12 protein-coding genes and 1 pseudogene are annotated in these 9,527 nt (G+C 68.0%); 10 read left to right on the top strand and 3 right to left on the bottom strand.

Annotated elements, in window-relative coordinates:
- Together WA965_RS26460 and WA965_RS26465 are read right to left on the bottom strand one after the other, a co-directional pair.
- Positions 1-1,021, bottom strand: a 1,021-nt coding sequence (locus tag WA965_RS26460; RefSeq protein WP_526448215.1) for a ComEC/Rec2 family competence protein, incomplete at its 3' end; no start/stop codon positions are given.
- Positions 1,018-1,827: a ComEA family DNA-binding protein gene (locus WA965_RS26465; RefSeq protein WP_526448216.1), complete on the bottom strand. Its 810-nt coding sequence runs from the start codon at positions 1,825-1,827 to the stop codon at positions 1,018-1,020. The genes WA965_RS26460 and WA965_RS26465, both read right to left, overlap by 4 nt.
- Before the next feature lie 129 nt (positions 1,828-1,956).
- On the opposite strand from WA965_RS26465, the gene WA965_RS26470 reads away from it, so the two are divergent.
- The 3 genes from WA965_RS26470 to WA965_RS26480 are packed head-to-tail and all read left to right on the top strand — an operon-like array spanning position 1,957 to position 4,774.
- Positions 1,957-2,613: a hypothetical protein gene (locus WA965_RS26470; RefSeq protein ID WP_526297129.1), complete on the top strand. Its 657-nt coding sequence runs from the start codon at positions 1,957-1,959 to the stop codon at positions 2,611-2,613.
- Positions 2,610-3,755, top strand: coding sequence for an acyl-CoA dehydrogenase family protein (locus WA965_RS26475; RefSeq protein ID WP_526297131.1), 1,146 nt, complete (start codon positions 2,610-2,612; stop codon positions 3,753-3,755). Before WA965_RS26470 ends, WA965_RS26475 begins: the two co-directional genes overlap by 4 nt.
- Entirely contained in the window at positions 3,752-4,774 is a 1,023-nt protein-coding gene (locus tag WA965_RS26480; protein WP_526297133.1) for an acyl-CoA dehydrogenase family protein, read from the top strand. The genes WA965_RS26475 and WA965_RS26480 overlap by 4 nt, the downstream gene beginning before the upstream one ends.
- A gap of 1 nt (position 4,775) precedes the next feature.
- Here WA965_RS26480 and WA965_RS26485 read toward each other — a convergent pair whose 3' ends face one another.
- Positions 4,776-5,576, bottom strand: coding sequence for an SDR family NAD(P)-dependent oxidoreductase (locus WA965_RS26485; RefSeq protein ID WP_526297135.1), 801 nt, complete (start codon positions 5,574-5,576; stop codon positions 4,776-4,778).
- A 58-nt stretch (positions 5,577-5,634) separates the two neighbouring features.
- Between WA965_RS26485 and WA965_RS26490 the strand changes: the two are divergent.
- The 7 genes and pseudogenes from WA965_RS26490 to WA965_RS26520 all read left to right on the top strand — a co-directional run.
- Positions 5,635-6,525 (top strand): annotated as a pseudogene (locus WA965_RS26490) (NAD(P)H-dependent amine dehydrogenase family protein); the annotation flags it as partial.
- An 8-nt stretch (positions 6,526-6,533) separates the two neighbouring features.
- Positions 6,534-7,910, top strand: a complete 1,377-nt coding sequence (locus tag WA965_RS26495; protein WP_526297137.1) for a recombinase family protein — start codon at positions 6,534-6,536, stop codon at positions 7,908-7,910.
- Positions 7,907-8,353 (top strand): SGNH/GDSL hydrolase family protein, encoded by a 447-nt coding sequence (locus WA965_RS26500; protein WP_526297139.1) that lies wholly within the window; start codon positions 7,907-7,909, stop codon positions 8,351-8,353. The genes WA965_RS26495 and WA965_RS26500 overlap by 4 nt, the downstream gene beginning before the upstream one ends.
- Before the next feature lie 96 nt (positions 8,354-8,449).
- On the top strand, positions 8,450-8,680 hold the full coding sequence (locus tag WA965_RS26505; protein ID WP_526297141.1) for an excisionase family DNA-binding protein: 231 nt from the start codon (positions 8,450-8,452) through the stop codon (positions 8,678-8,680).
- Positions 8,677-8,841, top strand: a complete 165-nt coding sequence (locus WA965_RS26510; protein ID WP_526297143.1) for a hypothetical protein — start codon at positions 8,677-8,679, stop codon at positions 8,839-8,841. The genes WA965_RS26505 and WA965_RS26510 overlap by 4 nt, the downstream gene beginning before the upstream one ends.
- Positions 8,838-9,053 (top strand): hypothetical protein, encoded by a 216-nt coding sequence (locus tag WA965_RS26515; protein WP_526297145.1) that lies wholly within the window; start codon positions 8,838-8,840, stop codon positions 9,051-9,053. The genes WA965_RS26510 and WA965_RS26515 overlap by 4 nt, the downstream gene beginning before the upstream one ends.
- Before the next feature lie 133 nt (positions 9,054-9,186).
- Positions 9,187-9,527: hypothetical protein (locus WA965_RS26520; protein WP_526448217.1), on the top strand; the 341-nt coding region annotated here is incomplete at its 3' end.

Here is a 9,527-nt window from a genome sequence, read left to right on the forward strand (position 1 = left end):
GTCCGGGCGCGCCGATCATCAGGATGATGACCGTCGCCGACAGCGCGGGCAGCGCCTGCCGGCGACGGTGCGACAGCACGGCCAACAGCGTGATCGCTCCCATCACCGCAGCGCGCAGCACGCTCGCCGACGGCTGCACCACCACCACAAACGCCACCAGGGTGACCGCAGCGAGGAAGACCGCCGTGCGCGGCCCGATCAACACCGCGGTCAACAACACCGCACCGCAGACGATCGTCACGTTCGCCCCCGACACCGCGGTCAGATGCGTCAACCCAGACAGGCGGAAATCCCGGGTGGTGTGTTGGGGTACCCCCGATGTGTCGCCCAGGACGAGCGCCGGCAGCATCGCCGCCTGGTCGGCGGGCAGCACCAGCCGGGAGGCGTACGCGAAGCGATCGCGGATACGATGCGCCGCCTGATGTACCGGGGCCGCCGCACCGAGGGTCGGCTCGCCGGTGGCGTTGAGCGTCGCGACCGTCAGATCGCGACGCTTCGGCGCTCCGATCTGCGCGCGGAACGCCACGGGCTGACCCGCCGTGATCCGTAGATACCCAGCGGCAGAGGCGAAGACGATGACCTTGCCGGAGGACCGCGCGCCGTCGAGTTCCAGCAGAGATCCGCGGAACATCGTGCGGCCGCCCTGGAGTAGCCGCGGCGTCTCCGTCGGGATGACGACCACTGCGGTGGCCTGGCCCAGATAGCCCAGCACCGGGTGGTGGCGAACCTCGTTGACGCGCAACACCACAGCGACCGCGAAGCCGGCGCCCACCAGGAGCACAGCCGCCACGGCGGCAGCCAACCCCCGCCGATCGGTGTCGCGGCGCCGACCACCGTTACCCCACCACCCGGCCGCTGCGGTCGCCGCGACCGAACCGGCGATCGCGGCGAACACGCCTGGCTGAGCCCACACGATTCCCGCCGCGGTGACCGCCCAGCACGTCAGTGCCGCCGGGACAAGCCGCAGGTCGAGGGCGGCGACGTCGGTCGACCCGGACGCCGGGGACGATCCGGACGTCACACGCGGACATGATCGCGCAGCTTGTCCAGCCGAGCCGGCCCGATGCCGTCGACCTCGGCCAGTTGATCCACGCTGCCGAACCGGCCGTTGGCGTCGCGCCACGCGACGATCGCGGCGGCGGTCCCCGGCCCCACTCCTGGAAGCGTGTCGAGTTCGTCGATCGCCGCCGTGTTGAGGTCCACCAAAGTTGTTGCCGTCGAATCTATTTCGCCCGAGGGCGCCCCGGCGGTCGAGGGCGCGGGCTCCGAAACGATCGAGCTGCCCATCTCCACGGGTTGCCCGGGCGGCGCCCCGATTCCGACCACGATCTGCTCGCCGTCGGCGACTCTTCTGGCCATGTTCAGGCCCATCACGTCGGCACCGTCGAGTGCGCCGCCGGCGGCGTCGAGCGCATCGGCGATCCGGGCACCGGGAGCGAGGGTGACCAACCCCGGCGTGGTGACCAGACCGACGACGCTGACAACCACCGGTGGCGCGGGTCCCGGTGCCACCGAACCCGGGGGCGGCGATGCCGAGGACACCATCTCCACCGGCGGCAGCTTCGCCGACACCACCGCGGGCGGTCGATCGGAGAGCAGGTTCAACACCGTCACCAGCACGGCGACGGCGCCGACAACGCCCAACGCGACGACACCGGCACGACCCGGGTCCGCTCTGATCGTCGACAGCCAACCGGCGGATCCCGATGGAGTGTTCTCCGGTAGCCACCGCGACAGTGAGGTGTCACGCGGTTCGTCGGGGTCGTCGTCTTCGGCGGCGGCGCCCAGACGTCGACGCAGCCGCTCTACGGGCAGTTCGGTGGACATGGGCCGACCGTAAGCGCGTCGGCCGACGTCAGGCGTCCGCGCCGGGGTGCAGCGACGCAGCCTGGGGATGAACTCCGCATTGGGGACGGCGGTGGCTACGATTGCTCCGATATGAACCGTCGAGCCCCGATGATCGCAGGCCTCGCGTTCGCGGTGCTCTACGCGACGGCTGTGCTGGTGATCCCCACGGTCTCAGGCGTCGACGACGACGCTGCCGCGCGGGTCCAGGCGCTGCTGCTGGCGTTCTCCACGCTCGGCCTCGTGGTGGTGCTCACCTTCGCCCGCGACCGCCTTACCGGTCCCGCGGGTCACCTGTTCACGATCGGATCAGCGGTGCTGGTCGCCCAACTGTGTGTGGCGATCTGGTTCACCGGCGGGCCTGCACTGCGCCCCGGCCAGTTGGCGACGAGCAGCGCGCGCGTCATCGGCGACGTCGGCTCACTGTGGCTGCCCGCCGCGACGATCGCCAACATCATGGTGGCCGTCCCGATCCTGTTGGCCGCCAACGAGGGTCGCCTTCCACGATGGCTCGGCACCGCGGCGGCGATCTTCACCGTCGAGCAGCTCCTCGAGACCATCACGATCATCGGGCCGCCCGGCAGCTTCATCTCCCCCGGCGGACCGATGAACCACTATCTCGGCGGAACGCTGACCGTGGTGTTCTATCTCGGCCTGGGGATCGCGCTGTCACGCCCTGAAGCCGCCGCGGACCGCCCGGCACCGCGCGGCGACGCGGGTACCGTCGAGGAAAAGGGTGCGGTCGACGAACGCGCAGGAGATTCATGACACTTGACCGGTTGGTACCCCGATCAGCCGTCGACCCGTCAGCCACCGCGGAACTGCGCAACGAGGTGCGGCAGTTCCTCGCCGAGCAACGTGCCGCGGGCGCGTACACCCCGACCGTCGATGCCTGGCTCAGCGCGTGGGACGAAGACTTCACCGCCTCGCTTGCAGCGCGCGGCTGGCTGGGTATGACAGTGCCGGTCGCCTATGGCGGGCACGGACTCTCGTTCCTCGAACGGTTTGTCGTCACCGAGGAACTGCTTGCCGCCGGTGCGCCCGTTGCCGCTCACTGGATTGCCGACCGGCAGATCGTGCCCTCACTGCTGAAGTACGGCACCGAGTTTCAACGGTCGGAGTTTCTCCCCAAGATCGTGCGAGGTGAGTGCTTCTTCGGCATCGGGATGAGCGAACCGGACTCGGGATCTGATCTTGCCAGCGTGCGCACCCGTGCCGAACGCGTGGAGGGCGGCTGGGCGCTGACCGGCACCAAGGTCTGGACCTCCGGCGCCCATCTCGCACACGCCTTCATTGCGCTGGCCCGCAACGAGCCCGTCGATCCGGCTCATCGCCACGCCGGCCTGAGCCAGTTCATCGTCGATCTGCGCGGTCCCGGGGTCGACATCCGACCCATCGTTTCGATGAACGGTGCACACCACTTCAACGAGGTGATCCTCGATGGAGCCTTCGTTCCCGACTCCATGGTGTTCGGCGAGATCGGGCAGGGCTGGCAGCAGGTGACATCGGAGCTCGCGTTCGAGCGAAGCGGCTCCGAACGCTTCCTGTCGACGTTTGTGCTCCTTGATGCCTGCGCGGAGGAGATGTCTCAGCGCAGGCTTCCGCGCTCTGCGGATCTCGGACGGTTGGTGGCGCGGGTCGCCGGTCTGCATCAGATGTCCGCAGCGATCGCCGCCGCTCTGGAACGACATGAACCCGCCGATGTGCCCGCCGCGGTGGTAAAGGTCCTGGGCACCACCACTGAGGGCGACATCGCCGAGTTCGCCCATCTCGCGGGTGAACATGATGTTGGACAACACTTTTCGGAGGTTGCCACCATGGCTGTTGATCAGCGGCCGGGGTTCACGCTCCGCGGCGGCACCAACGAGGTGCTGCGCGGCGTGATCGCCCGCGGATTGGGGATGCGATGACAGCGCCACAGGTCGACGCGGCCCTCACGGAGATGATGGATGCGGTCTTCGCCGAGAAGCGCAAATCCGATACCCATTCGCGGGGCTCGGTTTTGGATGCTGAGCTGTGGCACCAACTCGATGAGTTGGGACTGGTTCGGCTGACCGGCGCCGAGCAGTCCGGCGGCAGTGGGGCCGGTTGGTACGAGGCGGCCGAACTGCTGACCGCCGCAGTCCGCCATGGCATTCGAATCCCATTGGCCGAGAACGATCTCTTGGCATGCTGGCTGCTGGAGGCGGCTGGGATGCCCGTTGACGCCGCGACGCGCACGGTCTGTCTGCTCGACGAGGGCGGGCAGGCTTCGGCGGTGCCGTGGGCGTCGGTCGTCGACCGGGTCGTGGTGGTGTGGCGAGACGCCGACCAGTACCTGGCCGCGGACGTCGGAGTCAGCGATGTGACGATCACGGCCGGCACCAACATGATCGGCGAACCTCGCGACACAGTCGTCGTTGATCCGAAGTCGCTGGCCGGCGTTTCGGTGGCCGCAGAACTGGTCGAAGTACTCCGGTTGAAGTCTGCTCTGGTCAGGTCGATACAGGTGTGCGCGGCACTGGACGAAGCGCTGGCGTCGTCGATAGACCATGTGACCTCGCGTCAGCAATTCGGTCGTCCGCTGTCGAAGTTCCAGGCCGTCCAGCATCTGGTCTCCGACATCGCTGCCGAAGCCGCGCTCGCACGATCGGCCACCGAGGCCGCGCTGTCGGCTGCGGTTGACAGCGATTGGTCTGGCCCGCATCTGGATTTCCTTGTGGCGGCGGCACGTTCGTGCACCGGCCATGCGGCGTCGGTGGTGGTGCGTAATGCTCATCAGGTGCACGGCGCGATGGGAACCACCAGCGAGCACCGATTGCACGAGTTCACCCGGGCTGCGTTGGCGTGGCGTTCCGAATTCGGTTCCGTGCGGTACTGGGACGACCGGTTGACCGAAATGGCGCTGCGCGCGGGAAGAGATCGGCTGTGGAGTCTGATCAATCCCTGAGCTAGCGGACGATGACAGAACTCGGTTCCCTTGGGGCTCCCAACATCTCGCGATGTGACGGCGGCGTGCGACCGCCTTCGTCGGTGATCCCGTACCGCTGTCCCAGCTCGGCCCCGATGACGGCGTGGCCGCTCAGTTCGCCCAGCGCCGGATCGTGGTAGAGCGCGTTGATCAGGTGTCCGGTGTATTCCGGTGTCTCCGCCTGTTCGGCGAACCCGGCCAGCGCCTCCGGTTGCCCGTCGAACGCCGAGCGCAGCTTGTCGGTGAGCAGGATTCCCATCCAGATCGACACCGTCGTCACCCTCGTGCCCCGGAAGTCGACAGCCATGTCGGCGGCCATCTTGTCGACGCCGGCCTTCTGCGCGCCGTAGGCAGGGCCGTGCATGTAGCAGACCGCACCCGGCGACGACGTGAACACCATCAGGCCGCGTTCGCCGGCAAGCAGCAGCGGCGCGGCGTGCCATGCCGCGACGTAGGACGACCGAAGCCCGACGTCCAGCACGTCGGCCAACTCGCGAGGCTTCTCCCAGAACGGCTTGGGGCCGATGAGGTCATCGGAGATGGCCGCGGCGTTGTTCACCAGCAGATCCAGCCGACCGGCCTCGTGACCGACTCGCTCGAACAGACCGCAGACGGCGTCGTCGTCGCGATGGTCCAGCGGTACTCCGGTTCCCCAGCCCGGGTCTTCGACGATGCTGCGGCCGGTTCCGTAGACCCTCCAGCCCACTGCGGCAAGCGCCGTCGCGATTCCCTGCCCGGCACCGCTACTGGCACCGGTCACCACTGCCACCGTGTCAGTCATGTAGACACCCTAAGGGCAGTAGTTTGATCTGTTGACCCACTCTCGACGAGGAGATGTCATGAGCCGAGCGACCACCGACCGACCGCTACGCATCATCCAGTGGACCACCGGAAACATCGGAAGACGGTCGCTGCACGCGATCATCGGCCGCGATGACATGGAACTGGTCGGCGTGTATGCCCACGGCGCGGACAAGGTCGGTGTTGACGCGGCCGAGCTGTCCGGGTGGCCCGAACCCACCGGGATCAAGGCCACCGACAACATCGACGAACTGGTGGCACTGCAGCCTGACGCCTGCTGTTACAACCCGTTGTGGCCGAGCATCGATGAGCTGACTCAGTTGTTGGAGGCCGGCATCAACGTCTGCTCCACCGCTGCCTGGATCACCGGCGGCAAGCAGTCACCGCAGAATCTTGATCGCATCCGGAAAGCCTGCGAGAAGGGCAATTCCACGATCTTCGGCAGCGGTGCGCACCCTGGTATGAGCAACCTCGTGGGGATGGTTCTGTCCGGTTCATGCGAGCGGGTCGACGAGATCCGGATCACCGAGTCCGTCGACTGCTCGACCTACGAATCCGCGGGCACCCAGACCGCGATGGGATTCTCCCAGGACCCCGACACCCCCGGACTCGCCGAGAGTGTGGGCAGGGAGAGCGAGGTCTTCGCCGAGTCCGCGGCGATGATGGCCGACGCCATCGGGGCGAAGCTGGACCGGATCACGTTCGACGTGACGTTCACCGCGGCGACCGGTGACAGTGACCTCGGGTTCATGACGATCCCGAAGGGTACGGTCGCCGGGGTCCACGGGTACCACCGAGGCTGGGTGGGTGACCACAATGTGGTCAGCGTCGGCTTCAACTGGATCATGGGCGAGCACGTCACCCCGCCCAAACCCCTCGAGCACGGACATGTTGTTCAGGTGTTCGGACTTACCAATATCGCGCTAGTATGCACTTCATGCAGGCAGCGATTTACCTCCGGCAATCCGAGGACCGCGACGCCACGATGCTTGCCGTCGACCGCCAGCGCGAGGACTGCACCAAGCTCGCGGCGTCGAAGGGCTGGTCAACGACGGAGTACATGGACAACGACACCAGCGCGACCAGCCAGAAACCCCGCCCGGCGTATCAGCGGATGCTCGCGGACATCGAGGCCGGAGCGATCGGCGCTGTGGTGGCCTGGGACCTCGACCGGCTCTACCGGAAGCCCCGCGAACTGGAGGACCTCATCGACCTGGCCGAGGGGAAGCACCTCGCCCTCGCGACGGTCGGCGGTGAGGCCGATCTGTCTACCGACAGTGGTCGACTGTTCGCCCGGATCAAGGGTGCAGTAGGCAGGTCGGAGGTGGAGCGCAAGAGCGCCCGGCAGAGGCGAGCGAACGTGCAGCGAGCCGAGGCCGGGTCCCCCACCCGGTCCACGATCCCGTTCGGGTACCGGCAGGACGGCGACCGGCTGGCGCTCGAACCTGCCGAGGCGATGATGATCCGGGACGCCTACAGCGCCATCCTCGCGGGGGGCAGCCTGCACACCATCGCGAAGGCTTGGAACGCCGCGAGCGTGCCCACACGGCGCGGGAAACAGTGGTCCGGCGCCACCGTCCGGCAGTTGCTCATGGCCTACCGGAACGCCGGGGTTGCGGTGTACCGGGGGGAGCCGGTCGCGACCCCCGGCGACTGGCCCCCCATCGTGGACCGGGAGATCCTCGACGGCACCCGCGCGATCCTCACTCAGCCGGGTCGACGGATCGGCGGGACTTCCAGCGGTCGCAAGCATCTCCTGTCCGGGATCGCGGTGTGCGGCGCGTGCAGCAAGACGGTCGGCTCCGGCCGCGCCGGGACCAGCCCGAACCCGTCGCGTCCGGTGTACGCGTGCAAGCACTGCTTCAAGGTGACTCGGGATATGACCGCTGTCGACGGTTACGTCGTGGCTCTGGTCGTGGACCGGCTCTCCCGCCCGGATGCCGCCGAACTGATGGTCAGCGACAGCCGCCCGGATGTCGGGGTGCTGCGCGACCGGGCGGCGGCGCTCCGTGCCCGGCAGGAGGAGGCCGCGTCCCTGTTCGCCGAGGGGTCGGTGACCGGCCTGCAGTTGAAGACGATCACCGCCGACCTCGCACAGCAGTTGACCGAGGTGGAGTCCGCGATGTTCGACAGCCAGAGGACGCGGGTGTTGGAGGGGCTGATCGGTGCTCCGCGTGCGGTTTTCGACGGCTCGTCACTGGACCGGAAACGGGCGGTGATCGACCTCTTGATGACGGTCACGATCCTCCCCGCAGGCCGGTACGGTCGCGGATTCGATCCCAACTTCGTCCAAATTAACTGGAAGACAACATGATTCGAGGTACAGCCACCACCGACGTTGCTGGTCGCTGGCTGATCGTGTGCGACTGCGCCGGTCACCCCGAGGAGCTGGTAGGGGTTGTCGACGTCACCGCAGGGGGTGACGTCCGGGTACTCGACACCGGGCGCGGCGGCGCTCCGTCGCTGACCGGCGCTAACCGGCTGCTACTCGCTGCGCCGACGTCAAAGCGTCGAGAACTGGTCCGGCAGTTGAAGGCTCGCGAGATCCCGCTCCCGCTGGTGGTGTCGTTCATCCACCCGCCATGCGGCCGGGCGGTCAGGGTGACCGAGGCTCGGTTCGGGGAGCTGCTGACGATGGCCGAGGAGCGCTCCGGCGAGTTGCTGGCAATCGTGTTCGCGTACGGCCAGGACCGGGGCGTCCCGCTGTCGCTGCTCTGCGAGATCAACGGGAGAGAGCAGAGCGGCGCGACTCGCTGACCGCGTTTCACTTCCCGGCCGCGCTAACCGCTTCCTGCTAGTGTTCTCAACGCTGCCCCCGCGGGACCCCGGGACAAGGGCGCATCGGTTTTTGCGATGCGCAAAGGACTCCCGCCCATCATGGCACTCGACCCCGAAGCACCCCCCACCCCGCGTAGGTGGGTCACCCAGGAACAGGCCGCCGAACACCTCGGCGTGACCACCCGGACCATCCGGACCATGGTCGCAGACGGCCGACTGACCGGCTACCGCATCGGCAACAGCCGAACACGCCTGGACCTCAACGAGGTCGACGCCGCGATGAAGCCCTACGGCGGTGCAGCGTGACCGCCTCTGCCGCAGCGAAATTCGATGACGCGGCGATGGCTGAGCACGTCCGGCGCGTAGTCGACAAGGCCCCGGCCCTGACCCGCGAGCAGCTCGACCGGCTGCGGGTCCTGCTGGAGCCTGCCCGGCGTGACCTCGCCCGGACGGGAGGTCCGGCATGACCGGCGAAGCGGTCCTGATCGCGGCCCGGCTGGCTGCGGCATCCGAGGTGTTCCCAATTCCACACGGCGACTGGGATTCCCGCGCCGACGTGACCGCCGAGGGCGACGTCCTCACCGTCACGGTGACCGACCACCTCGGGCGCGGGAAACGCGAATACCGGGCCGTCGTGGAGCTCGTCGGCGAGACCGGCGACGGGGGTGGTGCCCCATGAGGCCCCTCAACGAGAGAATCCGCCTCGCGGACAACGAAGCGGATTCCATCAAGTCCTTGGTGAGGGACGACTCGAATCATACCGCCCGGTCCGACAGCCCGCGAGACCTCCGGCCCGGCGCGGGGGGTGCGTGATGGCGCTTGTCGACCGCGAACGTTGCGCCTCCCTGGATCGCGACGGCCTGCCCGGCTACACCGCCGCCGTTTGCGTCACCCCCGATGGTGAGGACGTGCTCTGGCTCGTCAGCGAGGAGCACCTCGACGTGACGGACGCCCCGCACGGTCAGGCAGATCAGCGTCACGAACGGACCGGCCCCCTGAACGAGGACGTGCGGTACCGGATCTGGAATCACCAGTGCGCGGCGCTCACTCGGCGCGGTCCCCGGTGCCGGAACTGGGTGCCGAAGTCGTCCGGCCCGCTGTGCCCCGCTCACGCCGCCGAGGCCGAAGCCGAGGCTGCATCGCAGGGGCAGCG

Source organism: Mycobacterium sp., from assembly GCF_049683935.1.
Classification (GTDB): Bacteria; Actinomycetota; Actinomycetes; order Mycobacteriales; family Mycobacteriaceae; genus Mycobacterium.